23 protein-coding genes are annotated in these 22,169 nt (G+C 75.6%); 10 read left to right on the top strand and 13 right to left on the bottom strand.

From position 1 onward, the window contains the following. Positions 1-33 precede the first annotated feature (33 nt). From ACI792_RS11450 to ACI792_RS11440, 3 genes are read right to left on the bottom strand one after another with little or no spacing between them, the layout of a single operon-like run. On the bottom strand, positions 34-1,668 hold the full coding sequence (locus tag ACI792_RS11450) for a tripartite tricarboxylate transporter permease (RefSeq protein WP_456602682.1): 1,635 nt from the start codon (positions 1,666-1,668) through the stop codon (positions 34-36). Further along, on the bottom strand, positions 1,668-2,183 hold the full coding sequence (locus ACI792_RS11445; RefSeq protein WP_456602681.1) for a tripartite tricarboxylate transporter TctB family protein: 516 nt from the start codon (positions 2,181-2,183) through the stop codon (positions 1,668-1,670). Before ACI792_RS11445 ends, ACI792_RS11450 begins: the two co-directional genes overlap by 1 nt. Further along, positions 2,180-3,142 (bottom strand): Bug family tripartite tricarboxylate transporter substrate binding protein, encoded by a 963-nt coding sequence (locus tag ACI792_RS11440; protein WP_456602680.1) that lies wholly within the window; start codon positions 3,140-3,142, stop codon positions 2,180-2,182. The genes ACI792_RS11445 and ACI792_RS11440 overlap by 4 nt, the downstream gene beginning before the upstream one ends. 225 nt (positions 3,143-3,367) lie before the next feature. Here ACI792_RS11440 and ACI792_RS11435 point away from each other — a divergent pair, with 225 nt between their 5' ends. From ACI792_RS11435 to ACI792_RS11425, 3 genes are all read left to right on the top strand, one after another. Further along, positions 3,368-4,954 (top strand): ATP-binding protein, encoded by a 1,587-nt coding sequence (locus ACI792_RS11435; RefSeq protein ID WP_456602679.1) that lies wholly within the window; start codon positions 3,368-3,370, stop codon positions 4,952-4,954. Then, positions 4,951-5,634, top strand: a complete 684-nt coding sequence (locus tag ACI792_RS11430) for a response regulator (protein ID WP_456602678.1) — start codon at positions 4,951-4,953, stop codon at positions 5,632-5,634. The genes ACI792_RS11435 and ACI792_RS11430 overlap by 4 nt, the downstream gene beginning before the upstream one ends. A 105-nt stretch (positions 5,635-5,739) precedes the next feature. Beyond that, a complete protein-coding gene (locus ACI792_RS11425; RefSeq protein WP_456602677.1) occupies positions 5,740-6,135 on the top strand; it encodes a universal stress protein in 396 nt (131 codons plus the stop codon). Here ACI792_RS11425 and ACI792_RS11420 read toward each other — a convergent pair. Continuing rightward, positions 6,119-6,844: a GntR family transcriptional regulator gene (locus tag ACI792_RS11420; RefSeq protein WP_456602676.1), complete on the bottom strand. Its 726-nt coding sequence runs from the start codon at positions 6,842-6,844 to the stop codon at positions 6,119-6,121. The genes ACI792_RS11425 and ACI792_RS11420 overlap by 17 nt on opposite strands. Then, positions 6,841-7,893, bottom strand: a complete 1,053-nt coding sequence (locus ACI792_RS11415; protein ID WP_456602675.1) for an Ldh family oxidoreductase — start codon at positions 7,891-7,893, stop codon at positions 6,841-6,843. Before ACI792_RS11415 ends, ACI792_RS11420 begins: the two co-directional genes overlap by 4 nt. 72 nt (positions 7,894-7,965) lie before the next feature. On the opposite strand from ACI792_RS11415, the gene ACI792_RS11410 reads away from it, so the two are divergent. Genes ACI792_RS11410 through ACI792_RS11400 form a run of 3 tightly spaced genes read left to right on the top strand, consistent with a single transcriptional unit; the run spans position 7,966 to position 9,835 of the window. After that, the gene (locus ACI792_RS11410) at positions 7,966-8,277 is read left to right on the top strand and encodes a putative quinol monooxygenase (protein ID WP_456602674.1); all 312 of its coding nucleotides are present in this window, start codon (positions 7,966-7,968) and stop codon (positions 8,275-8,277) included. Next, positions 8,274-8,747 carry a cupin domain-containing protein gene (locus ACI792_RS11405; protein ID WP_456602673.1) on the top strand — a complete coding sequence of 158 codons (474 nt, stop codon included), beginning with the start codon at positions 8,274-8,276 and terminating at the stop codon, positions 8,745-8,747. The genes ACI792_RS11410 and ACI792_RS11405 overlap by 4 nt, the downstream gene beginning before the upstream one ends. Then, complete coding sequence (locus tag ACI792_RS11400) at positions 8,744-9,835, top strand: isocitrate/isopropylmalate dehydrogenase family protein (protein ID WP_456602672.1); 1,092 nt, start codon at positions 8,744-8,746, stop codon at positions 9,833-9,835. The genes ACI792_RS11405 and ACI792_RS11400 overlap by 4 nt, the downstream gene beginning before the upstream one ends. A gap of 14 nt (positions 9,836-9,849) precedes the next feature. On the opposite strand, the gene ACI792_RS11395 is transcribed toward ACI792_RS11400, so the two are convergent. Both ACI792_RS11395 and ACI792_RS11390 read right to left on the bottom strand, forming a co-directional pair. Beyond that, positions 9,850-11,025 carry an MFS transporter gene (locus ACI792_RS11395; protein ID WP_456602671.1) on the bottom strand — a complete coding sequence of 392 codons (1,176 nt, stop codon included), beginning with the start codon at positions 11,023-11,025 and terminating at the stop codon, positions 9,850-9,852. Next, complete coding sequence (locus tag ACI792_RS11390; RefSeq protein ID WP_456602670.1) at positions 11,022-11,702, bottom strand: GntR family transcriptional regulator; 681 nt, start codon at positions 11,700-11,702, stop codon at positions 11,022-11,024. Before ACI792_RS11390 ends, ACI792_RS11395 begins: the two co-directional genes overlap by 4 nt. Positions 11,703-11,781: 79 nt before the next feature. Between ACI792_RS11390 and rraA the strand changes: the two genes are divergently transcribed. Next, positions 11,782-12,282: a ribonuclease E activity regulator RraA gene (gene rraA, locus ACI792_RS11385; protein ID WP_456602669.1), complete on the top strand. Its 501-nt coding sequence runs from the start codon at positions 11,782-11,784 to the stop codon at positions 12,280-12,282. 56 nt (positions 12,283-12,338) lie between these two features. Here rraA and ACI792_RS11380 read toward each other — a convergent pair whose 3' ends face one another. Together ACI792_RS11380 and ACI792_RS11375 are read right to left on the bottom strand one after the other, a co-directional pair. Continuing rightward, positions 12,339-12,887, bottom strand: coding sequence for a hypothetical protein (locus ACI792_RS11380; RefSeq protein ID WP_456602668.1), 549 nt, complete (start codon positions 12,885-12,887; stop codon positions 12,339-12,341). Positions 12,888-12,988: 101 nt separating this feature from the next. Then, positions 12,989-13,219 carry a hypothetical protein gene (locus ACI792_RS11375; RefSeq protein WP_456602667.1) on the bottom strand — a complete coding sequence of 77 codons (231 nt, stop codon included), beginning with the start codon at positions 13,217-13,219 and terminating at the stop codon, positions 12,989-12,991. 19 nt (positions 13,220-13,238) lie between these two features. Here ACI792_RS11375 and ACI792_RS11370 point away from each other — a divergent pair, with 19 nt between their 5' ends. Further along, positions 13,239-13,868: a hypothetical protein gene (locus ACI792_RS11370; RefSeq protein ID WP_456602666.1), complete on the top strand. Its 630-nt coding sequence runs from the start codon at positions 13,239-13,241 to the stop codon at positions 13,866-13,868. 101 nt (positions 13,869-13,969) lie between these two features. Here the strand turns inward: ACI792_RS11370 and cydC are convergent, their stop codons facing one another. From cydC to ACI792_RS11355, 3 genes are read right to left on the bottom strand one after another with little or no spacing between them, the layout of a single operon-like run. Continuing rightward, entirely contained in the window at positions 13,970-17,308 is a 3,339-nt protein-coding gene (gene cydC / locus ACI792_RS11365; RefSeq protein WP_456602665.1) for a thiol reductant ABC exporter subunit CydC, read from the bottom strand. Then, the gene (gene cydB / locus ACI792_RS11360; protein WP_456602664.1) at positions 17,305-18,348 is read right to left on the bottom strand and encodes a cytochrome d ubiquinol oxidase subunit II; all 1,044 of its coding nucleotides are present in this window, start codon (positions 18,346-18,348) and stop codon (positions 17,305-17,307) included. Before cydB ends, cydC begins: the two co-directional genes overlap by 4 nt. A gap of 30 nt (positions 18,349-18,378) precedes the next feature. Next, complete coding sequence (locus ACI792_RS11355) at positions 18,379-19,959, bottom strand: cytochrome ubiquinol oxidase subunit I (RefSeq protein ID WP_456602663.1); 1,581 nt, start codon at positions 19,957-19,959, stop codon at positions 18,379-18,381. Positions 19,960-20,071: 112 nt separating this feature from the next. Here ACI792_RS11355 and ACI792_RS11350 point away from each other — a divergent pair, with 112 nt between their 5' ends. Together ACI792_RS11350 and ACI792_RS11345 are read left to right on the top strand one after the other, a co-directional pair. After that, a complete protein-coding gene (locus ACI792_RS11350) occupies positions 20,072-20,440 on the top strand; it encodes a BlaI/MecI/CopY family transcriptional regulator (protein ID WP_456602662.1) in 369 nt (122 codons plus the stop codon). Positions 20,441-20,455: 15 nt separating this feature from the next. Beyond that, positions 20,456-21,379 carry a M56 family metallopeptidase gene (locus tag ACI792_RS11345; protein WP_456602661.1) on the top strand — a complete coding sequence of 308 codons (924 nt, stop codon included), beginning with the start codon at positions 20,456-20,458 and terminating at the stop codon, positions 21,377-21,379. 15 nt (positions 21,380-21,394) lie between these two features. On the opposite strand, the gene ACI792_RS11340 is transcribed toward ACI792_RS11345, so the two are convergent. Next, complete coding sequence (locus ACI792_RS11340) at positions 21,395-22,129, bottom strand: FadR/GntR family transcriptional regulator (RefSeq protein ID WP_456602660.1); 735 nt, start codon at positions 22,127-22,129, stop codon at positions 21,395-21,397. Between the last annotated feature and the right edge of the window lie 40 nt (positions 22,130-22,169).

The following is a 22,169-nucleotide window of genomic DNA, read 5'->3' as shown; positions in this document are numbered from 1 at the left end:
CGGGGACGCGGGGCCCTCGAGGGGTCGGTGCGGTCAGGAGCCCGGCTCCCCGGGGTCCCGCCGCGAGGGCGTCTCGCCGGGGTCGTCGTCCCCGTGCCGCTCCCGCGGCACAGAGACCGCGGTCGTGAGCCCGTGGTGGCCGTGCGCCTCGTCGATCTCGTGCACCGCGTCGGAGAACAAGGGGACGGTGGCCTTCTGGGGGAGCAGCCGGCGGACCAGGGGCCAGGTCAGGATCAGCACCACGATCGCGAGGACGACCATGGAGATCGGCGTGATCAGCCCGGCCGGGTCGCCGTTGCTGATCTGCAGCGCCTGCCGCAGCTCCTCCTCGGCGAAGGGTCCGAGGATCACACCGATGATCGCCGGCAGCACCGGCAGCCCGTACCGCCGCATCATGAAGCCGAGCGCGCCGATCCCCAGCAGCAGGAACAGGTCGAACGGCGAGGCGTTCGCGGCGTAGGCCCCGAGGCTGGAGAAGAACAGGATGCCCGCGTACAGGTAGGGGCGCGGGATCTGCAGCAGCTTCGCCCAGTAGGGCGCCAGCGGCAGGTTCAGCAGCAGCAGCGCCGCGTTGCCGATGAAGAGGCTGGCGATCAGGCCCCAGACCAGCTCGGGCTCGTTCTCGAAGAGCAGCGGCCCGGGCCGGATCCCGTAGCTCTCGAGCGCGGCGATGATGACCGCCGCGGTCGCGGTCGTGGGGATGCCCAGGGTCAGCAGCGGCACCAGGCCGCCGGCGGCGGAGGCGTTGTTGGTGGCCTCCGGGCCGGCCACGCCCTCGATCGCGCCGTGGCCGAACTCCTCCGGGTGCTTGGAGAGCTTCTTCTCGGTCACGTAGGAGAGGAAGGTCGGGATCTCCGCACCGCCGGCGGGCACGGCCCCGAAGGGGAACCCGATCGCGGTGCCGCGCAGCCACGGCTTCCACGAGCGGCTGAGGTCCGACCGGCTCATCCGCGCCCCGCCGACGGGGATGACCTCGAGCGGGCGACGGCGGAGGTGCGCCGCGGTCCACAGCGCCTCACCGACGGCGAAGAGGCCGACGGCGACCACCACGACGTCGATGCCGTCGGCCAGTTCGGGGATGCCGAAGGTCAGCCGCTGCTGACCGGAGGTCGCGTCGATGCCGATGAGCCCGATCGTCAGCCCGAGCCCGAGCGAGGCCAGCCCGCGGACGCGGGAGCTGCCCAGGACCGAGGTCACCGCGATGAACGCCAGCACCATGACGGCGAAGTAGTCCGGCGGGGCGATCTCGATGGCCAGCCGGGCCACCGTGGGCGCGAGGAGGGCCAGCAGCAGCGTGGCGATCGTGCCGGCCACGAAGGAGCCGAGGGCCGCGGTGGCCAGCGCCTGGGAGGCCCGGCCCTTCCGGGCCATCTTGTTGCCCTCGATGGCGGTCACCACGGAGGAGCTCTCACCCGGGGTGTTGAGCAGGATCGACGTGGTGGACCCGCCGTACATGCCGCCGTAGTAGATCCCGGCGAACATGATCAGCGCGGGGACGGGCTCCAGGCCGAAGGTGAGCGGCAGCAGGAGCGCCACCGTCATGGCCGGGCCGATGCCCGGCAGGACGCCGATCGCGGTGCCGAGGAGCACGCCGAGCAGCGCGAACATCAGGTTGGTCGGCGTGAGGGCCGTGCCGAACCCGCCGAGCAGGTCGCCGAACGCCTCCATCAGAGGATCCCCTCCAGGACGCCGACCGGCAGGGCGATGCCCAGGCCGAGGACGAACAGGTACCAGCTGCCGACCGAGAGGACGACGGCGATCACGGCGTCGCGGACGTAGTGCCGGCTGCCGAGGGCGAAGGCCGAGCCCCAGAAGAGGATCGCCCCGGACACCGGCCAGCCGAGCGGCTCGATGAGCAGCGCGTTGGCGAGGAAGGCGGCGACGAGGACGGCGATCGTCCGCCAGTCGCTGCGGCCGGTGAGGTCGATGTCCTCACCGCCCTCGGGTTCGCCGCGTCCACCCCGGAGGATGTCGACGGCGAGGACCACCGCGACGACGAGGAGGAGGCCGCCCACCACGAGGGGCACCGTCCGGGGGCCCACCGGGCCCCGGGCGATGAGGCTCTCCGGCAGGAGGAAGGCCTGCACGACGACCAGGACGCCGAGGGCGCCCAGGAACAGGGCCACGCCGAGCTCGGAGCGGCCCTGCCCCTGCCGTCCCTCGTGGGGGGCGGCCGAGCTCACGCCAGCCCCAGCTCGCTGAGCACGGTCTGCACGCGCTCGCTCTCCTCGCCGAGGAACTGCTCGAACTCGTCACCGGCGAGGAAGGCGTCGCCCCAGCCGTTGTCCTCGAGGGCCTGCTGCCACTCCTCGGTGCCCTGCATCTCGGTCACCGCGTCGACCAGCCGCTGCGTCTGCTCCTCGTCCAGGCCGGGGGGCGCCACCAGGCCGCGCCAGTTGGTGAAGACCAGGTCCACGCCCTCCTCGGTCAGCGTGGGGGCGTCGATGCCCTCGACGGGCTCCTCGGTGGTCACCGCGAGCACCCGGACGTCGCCGCTCGCGGCCGACTCGGCGATCTCGCCGACGCCGGTGGCGCCGAAGGCGATCTGCGAGCCCAGGATGCCGGCCAGCAGCTCGCCGCCGCCGTCGTAGGAGACGTAGTTGACGGTGGTCGGGTCGATCCCGACCTCCTCGGCCAGCAGCATCGGCGTCAGGTGGTCGGGGCCGCCGGGGTTGGAGGCGCCGCCGACGGGGACGTTGCCCGGGTCGGCCTTCCACGCCTGGACCAGCTCGTCGAGCGTCTGGTACGGGGAGTCGGCGGGGACGACGATCGCCTCGGCCTCCTCGATCAGCCGCGCCACCGGCGTGGTCTGGTCCAGGGTGGCCTCGGACTGGTTGCTGTACTGCGCGCCGACGACGCCGAGGCCCATCTGCATGAGCATGTCGGCGTTGCCCTCCTCGTTGACGAGGCGCTGCAGGCCGACCGTCCCGCCGGCGCCCTCGAGGTTGAACACCTCGATGGAGGAGGCGAGGTCGTTGGTCTCCATCACCTGCGCGACGGTGCGCGCCGTGGTGTCGTAGCCGCTGCCGGCCGAGTTCGGCACCAGCACCCGCAGCCCCTCGATCGGGCCGTCGGCGCCGGCCGCGGCGGAGCCGCCCTCGGCCGTGGTGCCGCAGCCGGTGAGCACGAGCCCGGCAGCCACGGCGCCGAACGTCAATCTGCGAAGGGAAGCAGTACGCATGTGTACCTCCTGGTGGGGTCGGCGGGGACGCCGTCAGAGAGGACGATGGGAACCGGCGTGCTCCGTGTCACGCTTGCGTGCGCATTGAGCTTTGTGGTCGTTGTGTCCACGGTCACCGTGCCGGTGGACACGTGCTGGGGTGCCCCAGGGCGCCGTCCGCGCCCGACCCGACCCTCAGGAGGAACCGTGCCCCGGCGGCTCTCGCTGGCCGGCCAGCTGCTGGCCCTGCAGGTGGTGATCATCTGCGTCGTCCTCGTCGGCGTCACCGCCGTCACCGTGGCGCAGTCCGCGAAGCGCGCGCAGGAGGTCGAGGGCGGGCGGGCGCTCTCGGTCGCCGAGACGCTGGCCAACGCCCGGATCTTCCGCGAGGCGGTCGACGGCGGCGCGGTGGCCTACGTCCGGGTGGCGGCCGAGAGCACCCGCAGCGTCTCGGGCTCGGCCTCGGTCGTGGTGGCCGACGCCGACGGCACGGTGCTGGCCAGCGCCGACCCCGCCCAGCTGGGCGCCCGCTTCCCGCTCGGGGACAGCACGGTGCTCCGGGGCAGGGCCTGGGTGGGGGAGCGGGAGGTCGGCGGCGCCCCGGCGGCGGTCGCGATGGCGCCGGTGCTCGCCGGGCCGCGCCGGGAGGTCGCCGGGTTCGTGGCGGTCACCCGTCAGTACCCCTCGGTGCTGGACAGCCTCGCCGCCGCGGCCCCCAACCTGCTGACCTACCTCGGCCTGGCCAGCGCCCTGGGCATCGGTGGCTCGCTCCTGGTGGCCCGGCGGGTCAAGCGGCAGACCCTCGGCCTCGAGCCGGCCGAGATCACCGGCCTGGTGGAGCACCGCGACGCCATGCTCCACGGCATCCGCGAGGGCGTGGTCGGGCTGGACCTGCGAGGCCGCGTCACGCTCGTCAGTGACGAGGCGATCCGGCTGCTGCACATCCCCGGCGACGCCCTCGGCCGCACCCTCGAGGAGCTCGGGGTGGGGGAGGAGATGCGCGACGCCCTGCTGTCGGGCGAGGTGGAGCGCGACCGGGCGGTCGCCAGCGCGGGGCGCGTGGTGGTCGTGAACCGGCTGCCGATCGCCAGCCGCGGACGGCCGATCGGCTCGGTCGCGACCCTGCGCGACCGCACGGAGCTGCTCGAGCTCCGCCGGGAGCTCGACCTCACCCGGCACGTCACCGACACGCTGCGCGCCCAGGCCCACGAGTTCAGCAACCGGCTGCACACGATCGCGGGCCTGATCGAGCTCGGGGAGGCAGACGAGGCGGTGCGGTTCGTCCACCGGATCAGCTCCAGCCGCTCGGAGCTCACCGGCGCGGTCACCGAGGCGGTGCACGACCCCTCGGTGGCGGCGCTGCTCATCGCCAAGGTCAGCCAGGCCACCGAGCTGGGCGTCGAGCTCCGCATCGCGGCCGACTCCGATCTCCCGGTCCTCGACGGCGACCTCAGCGCCGACGTCGCCACCGTGGTCGGCAACCTGGTGGACAACGCCCTGGACGCCGCCACGGGGTCCCGTTCCCCGTGGGTGGAGGTCGCGCTCGGCCTGGTCGACGGCGAGGTGGAGGTGGTCGTGCGCGACTCGGGCCCGGGTGTCCCGGCCGGGATGGAGCGCGAGGTCTTCCGCCGGGGGGTGTCGACCAAGTCCGCCGGCTCGCGCGAGCGGGGCATCGGCCTGTCGGTCGTGCAGCTGGCCTGCGCGCGGCGGGGCGGTGGCGTGACGGCCACCGCAGACGGGGTCAGCACCTTCACCGCCCGCCTCCCCGCCGAGCCGGCGCTGGTCGCCCCGTGATCGGCGTCCTCATCGTCGACGACGACTTCATGGTCGCGAAGGTCCACGCCGGGTTCGTCGCAGCGGTCGACGGCTTCGAGGTGGTCGGCACCGCCGCCACCGGCGCCGACGCCCTGGCCGCCGTCGCGGAGCTGGCCCCCGACCTGGTGCTCCTCGACGTCTACCTGCCCGACATGACCGGCCTCGAGGTGCTGCGCAGCCTGCGTTCGGCCGGGTCGTCGGTCGACGTGATGGTGATCAGCGCGGCGCGCGACGTGGACAGCATCCGCAGCGCCCTGCACGGCGGTGTCCTGCACTACCTGGTGAAGCCGTTCGACCGGCGGGCCTTCGAGACGCGGCTGCGCGACTTCGCCCGCCTCCGGGCGGAGATCGACACCCTGGAGCACGCGGCCCAGGAGGACGTCGACCGGGTCTTCGGCGGTGCCCGCGGCGCCGAACCGGCGCCGGTGCGCACCCCCAAGGGGATCGCCCCGGAGACGCTGGAGCTGGTGCGGTCGGCGCTGCGGGCCGCGGACGCCGAGGGGCTCTCGGCGTCCGAGTGCAGCGAGCGCACCGGCCTCGCCCGCGTGAGCGCCCGCCGCTACCTCGAGCAGCTCGTCGCCCAGCAGGAGGCCGTCGTCCGGCAGCGGTACGGGACGGCGGGGCGGCCGGAGCGCCGCTTCACCTCGCGGCCGCGCTGACGCAACCGCCTGTGCTGACGCAACGACCTGTGCTGACGCAACGACCGAAAGGACCGTTAGGCGCGCAATGCAGACGTGCGCCGCCGGATCGGGCAGGCTCCGCCCATGACCATCGTCGTGGGCTACGTGCCGACCCCCGAGGGCGAAGCAGCCCTGGCCACCGCCATCCGCGAGGCGCGGCTGCGGGACGAGCCGCTGCACGTCGTCAACACCTCCCGCGGGGACTCGCTGGTGGACAACCGGTTCGCCTCGCCGGAGGCGCTGGCCGCCGTGCGGGCGGAGCTGGAGCGCTCCGGCTGCGTCTACGAGATCGCCCAGCAGGTGGGCGGCCACGAGGCGTCCGAGGAGCTCGTGGAGACCGCCGACCGGCTCCGGGCCAGCATGATCGTCATCGGCCTGCGCCGGCGCACCCCCACGGGGAAGCTCATCACCGGCAGCCAGGCGCAGCGGATCCTGCTCGACGCCAACTGCCCGGTGCTGGCGGTCAAGGCCGCCCGCTGAGGGTCTCGCCGAGCAGCTCGACACCCTCCGCAGGGCCCCGGCCGAGGTTGCGGAAGATCGTCGCCAAGCTCTGCGCGAGGTGGTCGGCGACGGCGGCCGCCGCCTCGTCGGCGTCGCCGGCCAGCAGCGCGTCGCACATCCGCAGGTGCTCGGTGACGGAGACCTCCACCCGCTGGGGATCGACGTGGGAGAGGTTGCGCAGGCGGGCGGTGTGCGGCCGCAGCTCGGCGATGGTGCGCCGCAGGTGCTCGTTGCGGGTGGCGCCGATGATGGCCCAGTCGAACCGGTCGGCCAGCGCGTAGAAGGCCCGGGACCGGGCCAGCGACGGCACCCGGCGCACCGTGCGGGCGAACTCGTTGCCCATCCCGGTGAACACCCGGCGCAGCTCGGGGTCGGCGGCCGCCGCCTCGGTGGCCTGGCGGATCGCGGCCGGCTCCAGCAGCGCGCGGAAGTCGAACAGGTCGCGGACGCTCTGCAGGGACACCCGCGAGACGCGGGCGCCCTGCCGCGGTGCCAGGTCGACCAGCCCCTCCGCCGCCAGCCGCCGCAACGCCTCCCGGACGGGGGTGCGGGAGGCACCGGTGCGCTCGACCAGCCACAGCTCCGAGAGGGGCGTGCCGGGGGCGAGCTCGCCCAGCTCGATCTCCTCCTTGAGCTGCCGGTGGACCAGGTCGGCCTTGCTGGCCTCGCCGGGGCCCGGGCCCGTCACGGCAGGCCCTCGACCGGGACGCCGGTCGCGCCGGCCAGCTCCCGGAGCCCGGCCAGCGCGCCCTCGGCGAGCTGCACGCCCCCGGCGGCGAGGGCCGCCGCTTCGGCGCGGTCCTCGACCTCCCCTGGCAGGAACACCTCGTCGACGCCCTGCGCCAGCGGTACGGACCGCACCTCGCCGATCAGCTGCCGGACCCGCTCCTCGTAGCCGGCGGGGTCGCCGAACGCCGCCGGGTCGAGGGCCAGGAACAGGTGCCCGCACCCGCTGCGCGCCTCGGGCTCGTAGGGGCCGTGCACGCCGGTGCCCACGGCGCTCCCGGTGAGGGCACCGGAGAGCACGTCCACGAGGAAGGTGATCGCGTAGCCCTTGTGGCCGGCCATCGGGAGGATCACGCCGAGCACCCCCTCCGCCGGGTCCGTCGTCGGCGCGCCGTCCGCGGTGAGCGCCCAGTCGTCGGGAATGGCCTCGCCACGGCTCTGCGCCAGGTGGAGCTTGCCGCGGGCGACCGCGGTGTTGGCGATGTCGACGGCCACGACCCGCCCGTCCGGCGCGGGTGCGGCGATCGACCATGGGTTGGTGCCGAGCACCTTCTCCCGGCCACCCCACGGGGCCATCGCCGGGCTGGCGTTGGTGGTGAGGAGGGCGACGAACCCGTCGTGGGCGGCCCGGCGGGTGAAGTACATGGCCGTACCGAAGTGGTTGGAGTTCCGCACGCCGACGACACCGACGCCGTGGGTGCGGGCGCGCGCGGTGGCCAGGGCGCGGGCGCGGTCGGCCAGCACCTGGCCGATGCCGTCGCGCCCGTCGAGCAGCACCAGGGGGCCGGTGTCGGAGAGGACGGCCGGATCGGTGACCGCGCGCATCGCGCCGGAGCGCAGCCGGGCGGCGTACCAGGGCAGCCGCAGGAACCCGTGCGACTGGTGACCCCACAGGTCGGCCTGCACCAGGCTGTCGGACACCAGGGCGCCGTCGTCCTCGGGCACGCCCAGCGCGGCGAGCACCCGGGTGCCGAACGTCCGCAGGTCCCCGGGGTGGATCCGGTCGGTCATCGCGTGCCCCTCTCTCCTCGGCTGGCCGTACTGTATGCAAGCTGTATACAGCGGGACGACGAGGAGGCGCGCATGTTCAGCCTGGTGGTGCAGATGCAGGTCCGGCCGGGGAAGCGGGAGGAGTTCCTCGCGGGGATGGCGGCCAACGCGGAGGCGTCGGTGCGCGAGGAACCGGGGTGCCTGCGATTCGACGTCTGCGCGGTCGAGGGCGACGGGCACCGCTTCCTGCTCTACGAGCTCTACACCGACGCGGGGGCGTTCGAGGCGCACAAGCGGGCGCCGCACTTCGCGCAGTGGCGCATGATCGCCGGCGAGGTGCTCGCCGAGCAGGTGAACACCCCGGGGCAGCTGCTGGTCTCGCACAGCGCCGAGGTGGCGGCGTGAGCGCCGGGGGCGACCGCGCCCAGCCCGTCCCGCCGTCGATGGTGCTGCGCCCCGACGACATCGAGCGCTTCGACCGCGGCAACGGAGTCGCGACGATCCCGTTCGTCGGCAGGTGGAACTGCGAGCACAACCGCGTCACCACCGGGATGACGGTCTTCTCGCCCGGCACGGGCATCCCGCTGCACTCGCACAACGTGGAGGAGACCGTCCTCGTGTTCGCGGGCGAGGCGACGGCCGTCGTCGGCGACGACGAGTTCGACCTGGTCGCCGGCCAGGCGACCTGGGTCCCCGCCGGCGTCCCGCACTGCTTCCGCAACCGCGGCGACGGGCCGATGACCATCTACTGGGTCTACGGCGGCCGCGACGTCACCCGCACCGTCACCGCCACAGGCGAGACCTTCGAGCACCTGTCGGACAGCGACCGCGGCGCCGGCCCCGTGCGCCCGGGCGACGGCGCGAGCCGGTCGTGACCGCCGGCCGCTCCTACCGGCTCGGCCTGATGCCCGGCGACGGCATCGGTCCGGAGATCGTCCCCGCCTCGGTGCGCGTGGTCGACGCGGCCTTGGCCGCCGCCGGGGCCGAGCCCGTCGCCTGGCAGGAGCTGCCCCTGGGGGCATCGGCCATCGAGCAGCACGGCAGCGCCATCCCGGCTGCCACCGTGGAGGCGCTCGCGGGCCTCGACGGCTGGCTGCTGGGGCCGCACGACAGCGCCGCCTACCCCGAGCCGCACCGGTCGGCGCTCAATCCCAGTGGCGCCATCCGCAAGCGCTTCGACCTCTACGCCAACATCCGGCCGGCGCGCGCCTTCGAGGGTGGTCGCGCGATCGCACCGGACACCGACCTGGTGGTGGTCCGCGAGAACACCGAGGGCTTCTACGCCGACCGCAACACGCATGCCGGCACCGGCGAGTACATGCCGACGGCGGACGTCGCGATCGCGATGGGCGTCTTCACCCGGCCGGCGATCGAGCGCATCGCGCACACCGCGTTCGCGCTGGCCCGCCGGCGCCGCAAGCGGCTGACGATCGTGCACAAGGCGAACGTGCTCCGGCTGAGCTCCGGCCTGTTCAAGCAGGTCTGCCTCGAGGTGGCCGAGGGCTACCCCGACGTCGAGGTCGACGACGTCCACGTCGACGCCATGACGGTGCACCTGCTGCGCCGGGCGGCCGACTTCGACGTCGTCGTGGCGGAGAACATGTTCGGCGACATCCTGTCGGACCTGGCCGGTGAGCTGGCCGGCTCGCTGGGCATCGCCCCGTCGGTCAACGCCTCGGACGACCGGTGCATGGCCCAGGCCGCGCACGGCTCAGCGCCCGACATCGCCGGTCAGGGACTGGCCAACCCCGTCGCGATGATGTTGTCCGCCGCCATGCTCCTGGACTGGCTGGCCACCCGGTACGGCGACGAGCGGGCGGCCGACGCCGCGGTGCGGATCGAGGAGGGCGTCCGGGCGGCCGTGCGGGCGGGCGTGAGCACCCGCGACCTCGGCGGCGGCGCCTCGACCGAGGAGTTCACCGACGACGTCGTGGTGCGGGTCGCCGGGCCGCCCGCGCGCTGACCCCGCGGCCGCCCTCAGGTGCCGCGGCCGCCGTCCACGGCGAGCCGCCGGGCGGCGACCCCCACCACCGCGAGCGCTGCGGCGGTCGCGCACAGCACGCCGGCGGCACCCACTCCCGCGGCGACGAGCCCCACGGTGCTGGGGATGAGCACCTGGCCGAGCCGGTTGCCGGTGAGCCGGAGGGACATCGCGCGTCCACGGAGCCCCGACGGCGCCACCTCGGCGAGCCAGGACATGGTGAGCGGCTGGCCGACCCCGAGGCCCAGTCCGAGCAGGACCACCACCACCGTCATGGCGACCACCGGCAGCGGCGCGGCGAGCACCGCCATCGAGACCGCGGAGAGCGCCACGCTCGTGACCATCAGCCGGCGGCGGCCGACCCGCGCCACGAGCCGGCCGAGGAACAACCGGGAGGTCATCGAGGCGACCGCGCGCAGCGTGAGCAGCAGACCGACCACCCCGGCGGCCAGCCCGCGGTCGGCACCGAGGGCCGGCAGGTAGACGAGGGTGATGTCGACGGCGGCCAGGACGACGCAGCTGACCAGCAGCGCGCGGAGCAGCCCCGGCAGCCGCAGCAGGGTCGCCATGCCGCCGTTCTCGGCCGGGCCACCGGCGATCTCCCGGCCAGGCAGGCGCAGGAACGCCGTGCAGAGCAGCAGGACGACCCCCAGCGCCGTGGCCGTCAGGAAGATGGGGGTCGTGTCGGGCAGGGCGCCGTCCCCTCCGATGAGCGTGATGAGCGCGGGACCGATGGCCTGGCCCAGCGAGGCCGCGAAGGTGTAGTAGCCGAAGGCCGTGTCGAAGCGGCCGGGCCCGGCGGTGTTGGCGACGGCGGCCTGCTGGCCGACCACCGACAGCAGGTGGCCCGTGCCCAGCACGACGCTGCCCAGCACGAGCCCGGCGGCGCCGCCCCGGCCGGTGGCGAAGACCGCGCCGGAGAGCGCCAGGAGCACGGCGCCGACCAGCATCACCCGTCGCTCGCCGAACCGGTCGGTCGCCTGCCCGGACGGCACCGCCAGGAGCAGCGGGACGACGGCGAAGGAGGCGGTGAGCGCGCCCAGCCAGGCGGTGGGGACGTCGAGCTCGAGGGCGCGGTAGGCCGAGGTCGGGCGGAGCACGAAGGTGATGACCTGGGTGAGTGCGGAGTGCAGCAGGAGCAGGCCCAGCACGCGGCGCCCCGGGGCGGTCACCGCGGCGGCTCGGGGTCGCCCAGGCGGTCCAGCGACCGGGCGCCCAGGCTGGTGTCGACGTGGCGGCGCATCAGCTCCCCGGCGGCCTCGGCGTCGCCGTCCCGGACGGCCTCGTAGAGCAGCCGGTGCTCGGTGGCCCGGGCGGCGCGCTCCTCGTCGCTGCGACCGGCTTCGAGGCCGTGCCTGCGGTAGCGGTCCGTCTTCACCCAGAGCCCGTCGAGGGTCTGCACGAGCAGCGCGTTCCGCGAGGCGCGGTGGATGGCGGCGTGGAATCGGTGGTGGCTCTCCAGCTCGCCCACCGAGGGGGAGGCGCTCAGCGTCTCCAGCCCGTCCAGCGCCGCCCGCAGCTCGGTCAGGTCCTCGTCGGTGCGGCGGCGGGCGGCCAGCGAGGCCGCGAGCGGGTCGAGGGTCTGCCGGAGCTCCAGCAGGTCGCGGGCCTCGGCGGCCTCCAGCGGCCGCACCCGCGCGTCCCGGTGCGCGTCGAGCTCGACCAGCCCCTCCTGCTTCAACCGTCGCAGCGCCTCGCGCAGGGGAGTGGTGCTCATCCCGATCGTGCGGGCCAGCGCGGCCTGCGGAAGGACGTCCCCCGGGGCCAGCTCCCCCGACAGGATCAAGCCGCGGACCCGTGTGTAGGCGAGGTCGCTCTTGGTCGCGTACTCCGCGCCGGCGTCGCGCATCGGTCTCCTCTCGTTGCGTTATAGGTTATAACGTTGCTGCGAGAGGTCCCATGACGCCGACCCGAGAGCGAGCGACCAGATGACCGACCCGACGGGCAACCCCGCGACGACCGACGTCTCCGACGCCCACCCGGAGGCGCAGGTCTGCGATCCGGTCTTCCAGATCTTCGGCGGGGCCGTCGCCTTCAGCGGACGCATCGCGACCGTGAAGGTCTTTGAGGACAACACCCTGGTCAAGGAGGCCGTCGAGGGCCCGGGCGAGGGGCGGGTGCTGGTCGTCGACGGAGGCGGGTCGCGACGGTGCGGGCTGGTCGGCGGCAACCTGGCGGTCTCCGCGGCGACCAACGGCTGGGCCGGGATCGTCGTCAACGGGTGCATCCGGGACGCCGACGAGCTGGCCGGGCAGCCGCTCGGCGTCCGGGCGCTGGCGGCCATGCCGCGCAAGAGCCAGCGAGGTCTGCACTCGGGCCGCGCCGGCGTCCCGGTGGCCTTCGCCGGTGTGGTGTTCCGTGACGGCGAGTGGCTCTGCGCCGACCGCGACGGGATCGTCGTCCTGCCCGAGGCTCCCGCGGCGTCCTGAGCAGGCCGGCCCCCGGCCGGCGCGGGACGGGGGCCGCGCCGGCCGGGGACCTCCGGTCAGCGGGCGGAGACGCCCCTGGCCACCTCGCTCGGCCGCTGCTGCTCACCGGCGTAGGAACTGATCGCGACGAGCGCGCCGGTGAGGGCCGGGATGACCCACTGCAGCGTGTCGAGCTGTTGCTGGGCGGCGGCGAGGTCGGCCCGCGCGGCCTTGGTGAGCTTGCTGGGCCGGGTGCCGGACTTCGAGGGCACCGAGCCCGCGTCCGAGATGCGCTGCCCGAGCACCCGGCTGTACGCGGTGGCGCCCAGCGCCGCGGCGGTGACGAGGGTCTTGAGGGTCGACATCCCGGCGACGCCCTCCTGGGCGGCCACGCGCTGCCTGTTCGCCTGCAGCTGGCCGACGCTGCCGACCAGGTGGGCGCCGATGGCGACGAGGTTGACCGGGGTCCAGCGGTCCCAGCCCGCGTTGGCCACGCGCCCGGTGGCCGCGTCGTCGCCGGCCTCGCCCGCGGCGGCGTTCAGGGCGACCGCGTTGGCCAGGGTTCCGCCGAACCAGGCGGAGAGGCCGAGGTCGTGCAGCGAGCGGGAGAGGGTGTTGCGGGCCATGTCGGCTCCTCAGGAGTTGGCGGTGGGTCCGCCGTCCCTACCCCCGGCACCCGGCCGCATGCCGGTCGTGCACGACCGGCCCGGCCACGGCGGCTCCGCGCTCAGCGGCGGCGCAGCACGCGCGCCAGCCGGTGCTTCCGGCCTGCGGTGAGCTCGGCGGCGGCCGGGGCCGGCGTCTCCGGCTCGGGGGCGGCCGCGGCCCGCTCGTGCAGCCGGGCCCGCACGTCGTCCGGGGTGCAGGCACGGCGCTGCCGCTCGTCGCGGGCGAGCACGACGCCGCCGGCGGTCACTCCCGCGAGGCCGGCCAGTCCGAGCAGCTTCCAGAGGCGCACGTCCGTAACGTAGCGGCCCGTGCCCGATCTCTCCCTGGACGCCGCGGTCGACCTGACGCGCACCGGCGACGTCTGGGTCTTCCGCGGCCCCTCGCTCGCCGACCGCGCCATCCGCGCGGTCACCAACGCGCCGGTGAACCACGTCGGCATGGCGGTGGTGCTGGAGGACCTGCCCCCGCTGCTGTGGCACGCCGAGCTCGGGAAATCGCTGCCCGACGCGTGGAGCGGCACCCACCAGCGCGGCGTCCAGCTGCACGACCTGCGCGACGCCGTCCTCACCTGGCGCGGCCGGTACGGGCAGCGGGCGTGGCTGCGGCAGCTCGTCGGCCCGGCCGAGGACGGCGGGGTGACCCCGGCGATGGAGGATGCCGTGCTGCGGACCATCGCCCGCCTCGACGGGCGGCCGTTCCCGACCACCCGCGGCCTGGTGCGCGGCTGGGTGAACGGCCGGCTGCGGCGGCAGACCGCGGCGGAGACCGTCTTCTGCGCCGAGCTGGTGGCGGCCACCTACACGGCGATGGGGCTGCTGCCCGGCGACCGCCCGCTCAACGCCTACGACCCCGGGAGCTTCTGGTCCGGCGACGACCTGCCGCTGCTCCAGGGCGCCCGCCTCGGGCCGGAGATCCCGGTGGACGTGCCGGTCGCCTGACCGCCGGGCCTCCGAGGTCCTCGCCGGGAGCAGGTGGGGTGCCGGGGGCGCTCCCCCTCTGCCCCGTGGGGTGGGCAGAGGGAGAGCGCCCTGCAGACCCCTCAGGCGGTCGCCCGGGCCGCCGGCTCGCCCAGGTGCAGCACCGTGTCGCCGGGGCGCTCGACGTCGTCGTCGTGGGTGACGCAGACGACCACCCGTCCGGCGAGCGCGGCGCGCAGGTCGCGCAGCAGCGCCGCGGCGGTCGGGGCGTCCAGGTGGGCGGTCGGCTCGTCGAGCAGGACCACGTCCCGGTCGGCCAGCAGGGCGCGCGCCGCGGCCAGCCGCCGCCGCTCGCCACCGGAGAGCGCCGTGCCGCCCGCCCCGACGGGGGTGTCCAGGCCGTCGGGGAGAGTGGCCAGCAGCCCGGCGAGGCCGGTCGCGGTCAGCGCTGCGCGCATCCGCGCCTCGCCCTCGGGCCCGCCGAGGACGCCGCGCGGTGCGGCCGTCGCCAGGTTGGCGCGGATGGAGGAGGCGAAGACGTGCGCCTCCTGCGGCAGCCAGGCCAGCCGGGCGCGGAGGTCGTCGCCGAGGAGCCGGTCGGCGGGCACGTCGTCGACCGCGTAGCTGCCCGCCCGGGGGCGCAGCGAGGCCATGAGCACGGCGAGGAACGTCGACTTGCCCGTGCCCGACGGGCCGCGCACGACCAGCCACCCCTCGCCGGCCGCCGCACGGGCGTCGATCCCGCGGAGCACGTCGGGCCCGCCGGGCCAGCCGGCGACGAGCGCCTCGGTGCGCAGCGACCGGACGTGGGTCGGGGCGGGCAGCGGCTCGGCGGGCTCGGCGGCGACGGGGGCGGTGAGGACGGCGTCGATGCGGGCGCGCGCGTCGGCGAGGGCGCCGCGGCGCTGCAGGGCCGCGACCAGCCCGGCCAGCGGCTCGGCCAGCGCCAGCGGCGCGAGGGCGACCACGGCCAGCGCGGGCCCGGCGAGCCCACCGGCCGAGGCGACGACGGTGCCGAGGACCGCGGCCAGCCCGGTGCCCAGCACCACCAGCCCGTTGCCGACGGCGGCGGCGCGGTCCCGGGTGCGGGCGCGGCCGCCCTGGCGCGCGGCGGCCGCGTCGAGCTCCGCGGCGGCCCGGGCGGCCAGCCCGTGCGCCCGCAGGTCGGCCAGCCCCTCGAGCACGGTGCCGGTCTCCCGCAGCGCCGCGACGCGCAGCGTGCTCTCCGCGCGGGCGGCGCCGGCGTCCAGCCCGCGGTGCGCGAGCAGGACGGCGCCGACCGTGAGCGCCAGGACGGCGGCCACCAGGCCCGCGGCGGCGGCGTCGACCAGCGCCAGCACCGCGACGGTGACGGCGGGCACCGTGGCGGCGACCAGTAGCGGGGGCCGGACCCGCACGCCGAGGTCCTGCACCACGCCGACGTCGCCGACGACCCGGGCCAGGGCCGATCCGGGCGTGCGGTCGGCGGCCAGCCCCTGGGCGGCCAGCGCGCGCCAGACCCGCACCCGCAGGCCGGCGGCCTCCCGCAGGGCGGCGTCGTGGGCGGAGAGCCGCTCGAGCCAGCGGAGCACCGCCCGGGCCAGGCCGAAGAAGCGGACCCCGGCGGTGGCGACCAGGAGGGTGAGCACCGGGGGCATCTCCGCCGCCCGCACGATGAGCCAGCCCGAGGCCGCCGTCAGCGCCACACCCGCCCCGGAGGCGAGCACCCCGGCCAGCACCGCGCGGCGCAGGGCGCCCGCCGCGGGGGCCGGCGTCGTCGCCTCCGGCACGGGGTCCGCGGCGGCGGGACGCGCCGGCCGCACCGGGGGGGCGGTTGTGACGGGAGGTCCGGCGACCGCCGGCGCGGGGAGGTCGACGGTGCGGTCGGCGAGGCCGGCGAGCACCGGGTCGTGCGTGACCAGCACGGTGGTGACCGTGCCGCGCAGCGAGGCCAGGACGGCGGCGACCAGCCCGCGGGCGTCGTCGTCCAGGTGCGCCGTCGGCTCGTCCAGCAGCAGCAGCCGGGCGCCGCGGCGGACCCGCACCAGGGCCCGGGCGAGCGCCACCCGCTGCAGCTCGCCGGGGGAGAGCGACTCCGGCGCCCGCCCGGCCAGGTCGGTGGCCTCGAGCCGGCCGAGCGCCTCGACGACGTAGGCCTCGGCGACGATCTCGTCCACGCCCGGCTCCGCGGCGGCGTGCCGGCGCAGCTCGTCGGCGACGGTCGCACCGGTGGTGCGCGGGAACTGGGGCACCACCGCGACCGGGCCGCCGGTGGCGAGCGAGCCGGCGACGCGGGCTCCCGGGTCGGTGAGCCCGGCCAGGGCGGCCAGCAACGTGGACTTGCCCGACCCGCTGGGCCCGCGGAGCGCCACCAGCTCCCCGGGGTGGACGACGAGGTCGGTCGGCGGCAGGGCCGGCGCGGTGCGGCCGGGGTAGGCGACCGTCAGCCCGGCGACCGCGACGTCGGCGCCGCGCGGGTCGTCGTCGCCCGGCGCCGGGGCGGCGCCGGCGTCGGCGGGCGCGGCCAGCACCGCGCGCGCCTCGGCGGCGGCGAGGGCGGCGTCCTCCGCGGCGTGGTGGGCGGCGCCGAGCGCCCGCAGCGGGGCGAACGCCTCGGGGGCGAGCAGCAGCGCCGTGAGGCCGACGCCCAGGGCGATGTGCCCCTCGACCAGCCGGACGCCCACGGTGACCGCCACGAGGGCGACCGAGAGGGTGGCGATCAGCTCGAGCACGAGGGCGGAGAGAAAGGCGATCCGCAGCGTGGACAGCGTGCGGGTGCGGTGCGCCTCGCCGAGCGCCGCGAGCGCGGCCGTCTGCTCGGCGGCCCGGCCGAGCCCGACGAGCACGGGCAGGCCGCGCACGAGCTCGGCGACGTGGGCGGCGATCCGGTCCAGCGCCCGCGCGGAGCCGGCCGTCGCGTCCTGGGTGTGCTTGCCGACCAGCACCATGAAGACCGGCACGAGCGGGAGGGTGGCCGCGACGAGCACCGCGGAGAGCGGGTCGGTCCACGCCAGCGCCAGCAGCAGCGCCGGCGGCACGACGACCGTCTGCGCGAGCGCCGGCAGGTAGCTCGCCAGCGCGGGCCCGAGGTCGTGCAGGCGGGTGGTGGCGAGCACCGCGGCCGGTGCGGGCCCGCCGGCCGCGGCGACCGCGGCGGGCGAGGTGGCCAGCCGGCCCAGCAGCCGCCGGCGGAGCACCTCCTCGGCCCGGCGCGCGTCCCGGGCGGCCACCGCCTCGCCGAGGCTGCCGGCGGCGGCCCGCACCGCGACGCCCGCCGCCGCGAGCGCGAGCGGCACGGTCGGGGAGCCCTCGGCGAGCCCGCTCGCGCGGGCGACCGCGTGCGCGAGCCCGGCGGCCAGGAGCACCAGGCCGGTGGCCTGGACGAGGGCCGCCAGCGCGGCCCGGACCAGGGCGCCGGGAAGGCCCGGCACCCCGGCCAGCGCGGCGAGCGGGCCCCGCGGGGCGTCGGCGCCGGCACTCATGCCGGCAGCTCGCTCGGCGCGGGGGCGTCCCCGCTGCGGGGGGCGTCCTCGTGCTGCGGCTCGGCGGTCAGCCGCTTGCGGAAGACCCAGTACGTCCACGCCTGGTAGGCCAGCACGACCGGCAGCCCGACGGCGGCCGCCCACGTCATCACGGTGAGCGTGTAGTCGCTGACCGACGCCTCGGCGATCGTCACGTCGAAGGCCGGGTCGATCGTCGAGGGGACGACGACGGGGTAGGCGGCGCCGAAGATGGTCGCGGCCGAGCTGACGAGCATCACCGCCCAGCCGGCGAACGCCTGGCCCTCCCGGTCGACGCGGATGCGCGCCCAGGTGACCAGGACGGCCAGCGCGCCGACGACCCACAGCACCGCGGTGACCGACGTCCCGGCGCGCAGGTGCACCCAGCCCGCCCAGGCCAGCAGCGGCAGGGCCGCCACCGGCGACCAGCGCAGGGCGAAGGCCCGGGCGCGCAGCCGGACGTCGCCGTCGGTCTTCAGCGCCAGGAACAGCGCGCCGTGCACCACCGAGAAGGCGAGCACCGCGAGCGCGCCGAGCAGCGCCGCCCAGCCCACGCCGGCGAAGCTGCCGCCCACGCGGATGCCGTCGCCGTCGATCGGGAGGCCCAGCGTGGTGGTGCCGAGCGCCGCGCCCACGCCGAGTGCGGCAATCAGCGACCCGACCGTGATCACGTGCGTCCAGGTGCCGTCCCAGCGGGGGTCGTGCGACTGGTGCCGCCACTCGAAGGCGACCGCGCGGATGATCAGCCCGAAGAGCACGAAGACGAACGGCAGGTACAGCGCCGGCAGCCAGGTGGCGTACCAGCCGGGGAAGGCGGCGAACACCGCTCCGGCGGCGGTGATCAGCCACACCTCGTTGCCGTCCCACAGCGGGCCGATGCTGCGCAGCATCAGGTGCCGGTCGGCGGTCCGGCGGCCCAGCACCGGCAGCAGGGCGGCGACACCGAAGTCGAAGCCCTCCAGGAGCAGGAAGCCGATCCACAGCACGGCGACGGCGGCGAACCACAGGGTCTGCAGGTCCATGACGGGTTCCTCGGGGTCTGCGGGTGGGGGTCAGTAGGCGAACTGGAGGACGTCGTCGTCGGCGCGGCGGCCACCGCCGGCGCCACCGGCGTCCCCGTCGGGGCCCTCGCGACGCTCGTCGTCCCGGCCGGTGCCGATCGGCGGCGTGGTGCTGGTGTCCCCCGCGGTGATGCCCGACCGGATGAACGTGGTGATCAGCCAGAGCTCGATCACCGCGAGCACGCCGTAGACGAGGGTCAGCGCGCCCAGCGAGGTCCAGACCTCCGCGGGGGTGACCCCGGGGGAGACCGCCTGCGCCGTGAAGAACCAGATCTGGTCGTCGACCGGCACGTCCGGGTTGGGGACGACGACGAAGGGCTGGCGGCCCATCTCGGTGAAGATCCACCCCGAGGCGTTGGCCACGAAGGGCGCGCCCACGGCCGCCAGCGAGCCGTACACGCCGATCCGGGAGGTCGGCACCCGGCCGCGCCGCGTCGACCAGAGCGCGTAGGCGGCCACCCCTGCCGAGACCGCGCCCATGCCGATCATCAGCCGGAAGCTCCAGTAGGTGACCGCGAGCACCGGCTGGTAGTCCACCGGCTCCCCGGCCAGGGTGCCGAAGCGCGACGGGTCGTCGGGGTAGGTGGCGCCGTAGACCTCGGAGTACCGCTCCTGGAGCTCGTTGACGCCCGGTACCTCGCTGGTGAAGTCGCCGTGCGCGAGGAAGGAGAGCAGGCCCGGCACGGTGATCGAGTGGACGTCGTCGCACTCGTTGGAGCCCAGCTTGTTCCAGGCGAAGATCGAGAAGGACGCCGGCGCCTCGGTGTCGCACAGCGCCTCGGCCGAGCTCATCTTCAGCGGCTGCTGGTGGTACATCAGCTTGGCCTGCCAGTCGCCGGTGGCCGCGACCAGGACGAAGGCCGCGAGGGACACCCAGCCGCCGATCCGGACGGAGCGGCGCCACACCCCGTGGTCGATCTCGTCGGCCGGCTTCCCGGCCAGCTTCCGCCGGCGCAGGTGGTAGAGCCCGACGCCGACCAGCAGGGCGCCGGCCACCATGAGCGCGGCGACGATCGTGTGGGTGAAGGCGGCCAGCGCGGTGTTGTTGGTGAGCACGGCGAGGAAGTCGACCTGCACCGGCCGGCCGGTCGCGTCGTCGGCGACGACCCCGACCGGGTGCTGCATCCACGAGTTGGCCGCGATGATGAAGTACGCGCTGACCGTCGAGCCGATCACCGCCGCCCAGAGCGTCGCGAGGTGCAGCTTCTTCGGGATCCGGCCCCAGCCGAAGATCCACAGGCCGAGGAAGGTCGACTCGAGGAAGAAGGCCAGCAGCGCCTCGAGGGCCAGCAGCGAGCCGAAGACGTCGCCCACGAAGCGGGAGTACTCGCTCCAGGCCAGCCCGAACTGGAACTCCTGGACCAGGCCGGTGGCGACCCCGAGGACGAAGTTGATCAGGAAGATCTTGCCCCAGAAGCGGGTCATCCGGAGCCACTCGGGGTTGTCGGTGCGCACCCACATGGTGTGCATGACCACCAGCAGGATCCCCAGGCCGATGGTCAGCGGGACCATCATGAAGTGGTAGACGGTCGTGATCCCGAACTGCCAGCGAGCGATGTCCAGGACGTCCACGGCCCGGGTCCCTTCTGCGGTCTACTATCGACATCGTCATTTCTACGCCTCGTAGAAGACCTTTTCTACGACACGTAGAAGAGTCGGGTGTGATCTGCCGGACAGGAGAGCGATGGCCTCGCTGGGGGAGCTGGAGCGCGCCGTCATGGAGCGGCTGTGGGCCGCGGACGGCCCGGTGGCGGCGACCCTGCTGCGCGACGGGCTGGGCGACCGCGGGCTCGCGCTGACCACCGTCCACACGGTGCTGAGCAGGCTGGAGCAGAAGGGTTTCGTCGTCCACGACGAGGCCCGCCCGCGCCGCTTCTCGGCGCGGACCAGCCGCGAGGAGCACGCCGCCGAGGTGATGCGCGAGGTGCTGGGGCAGGCCGCCGACCGGCAGGCCGTGCTGGCCCGCTTCGTCGGTGCCGTCGACGCCGACGAGGCCCGGATGCTGCGCGACCTGCTGGCCGCCGCCGGTACCGACGACGCCCCTCAGGGCTGACCCGGGACCCGCCCGGTGCTGCCCACCACCGCCGCGCTCCTCGCCGTCCTCGCCGCGCTGCTGGCCTGGCCGGTGCCCGCGCTGCTCGCCCGCGCCACCTGGCCCCGGCGCGACCCGCTGGTCGCGCTGCTCTGCTGGCAGGCGATCGGGCTCGCCGGCGGGCTGTCGATCATCGGCGCGCTGCTGGTGCACGGGCTGGCGCCCTGGGGGCACTCGCTGCCCGAGGCGCTGTGGACGGTGCTGCACGGCCGGGCCGCGACGGAGGCGGTGCGGGGTGACCACTGGGTCGCGCTGACCCTCGCCGGGGTGCTCGCGTTCGAGCTGGTCGGCGTGCTGGTGCTCTCGTGGGTGCGCATCGCCCGCACCCGGCGCCGCCACCGGGCGCTGCTGGAGCTGGTGGTGCAGCCGGCCCCCGAGCCCGACGCCCGGCTGCTCGAGCACCCCGTGCCCGTGGCCTTCTGCATCCCGGGCGCCCGGCCGCTGCTGGTGCTCTCCTCCGGCATGGTCGCCGAGCTCGACGGGGACCAGCTGGCCGCCGTCGTCGCGCACGAGCGGGCCCACCTCGGCGAGCGCCACCACCTGCTGCTGCTGCCCTTCGTGGCCTGGAAGGCGGCGCTGCCGGTGCTGCCGGCGGCCGAGCGGGCCTACGGGGCGGTCCGCGAGCTGGTCGAGATGCGGGCGGACGACGTGGCCCTGGGCTCGCTGCGCGGCTCCTCTCCGCGCCGCACGCTGGCGGAGGCGATCGTCGCGGCCGCGGAGGGTGCCGGCGGGGTGCCGACCGGGGCCCTCGCGGTGGCCGGGCCCGGGGTCCGGGCCCGGGTGGTCCGGCTGCTGGAGCCGGCCGACCCGCTCCCGCCCGCGGCGCGCGCGGCGGCGCTGGCCGCCGCAGTCCTGCTACTGCTGGTGCCGACCGCGCTGCTCCTGCTCCCCGCGGTCTGAGGTGCGGTCGGCGCCTCAGCGCTGCTGGTAGGCCAGCAGGTGCCCGCGCAGGTACGTCAGGTGCTCGATCATCGCCTCCTCGGCGGCGGCGGGGTCCTGGTCGGCGAGCGCGCGGACGATCCGCTGGTGCTGCCGGACGGTGGTCCGCCCGACCTCGGGGGAGAGGTCCAGGTAGTGCACCGGTTCGGTCTCCAGGTGCAGCGCGCTCACGAACGAGGCGAGCACCCGGTTGCCCGACGCCCGGGCGATGGCCCCGTGGAACTGCTCGTCCAGCGCCGGGACGCGCGGGTCCTCCACGGAGATGGACTTCTGCAGGGCCACGACGTCGCGGAGCTCCTGCAGGTCCTCCTCGGTGCGGTGGACGGCCGCCAGCCGGACGGCCGGCACCTCGAGGTGCTGCCGGACCAGCGCGACCTCCTCGAACTCGATCCCGCCGAGCGCCAGCAGGTGGTGCACGGAGTCGACGAGGGCGCTGCGCAGCGCGGAGTGGTCGATCTGGCGGACGAAGCTGCCGCCCCCGGCGCCGGGGGTCGTGGTGATCAGGTTCTGCGTGGACAGCGACCGCAGCGCCTCGCGCACGGTGGTGCGGCTGACCGCGAACTGCCGCGCGAGCTCGACCTCGCCGGGCAGCCGGTCGCCCGGGCGCAGCGAGCCGGAGAGGATGGCCGCCTTGATCTGGTCCTCGACCTGCTGGCGTGGCCGGAGCACCTTCTTGCCGATGCTGCCGCGCACCGCCACGGATTCCGCCACTGCGTCCCCTCGTCTGCCAGGGCCACCCCGTCCCGGGCGC

Source organism: Blastococcus sp. SYSU DS0669 (assembly GCF_054050895.1).
The sequence above is the reverse complement of the archived record's forward strand: the minus strand, read 5'-3'. Positions and strand labels throughout refer to the sequence as shown.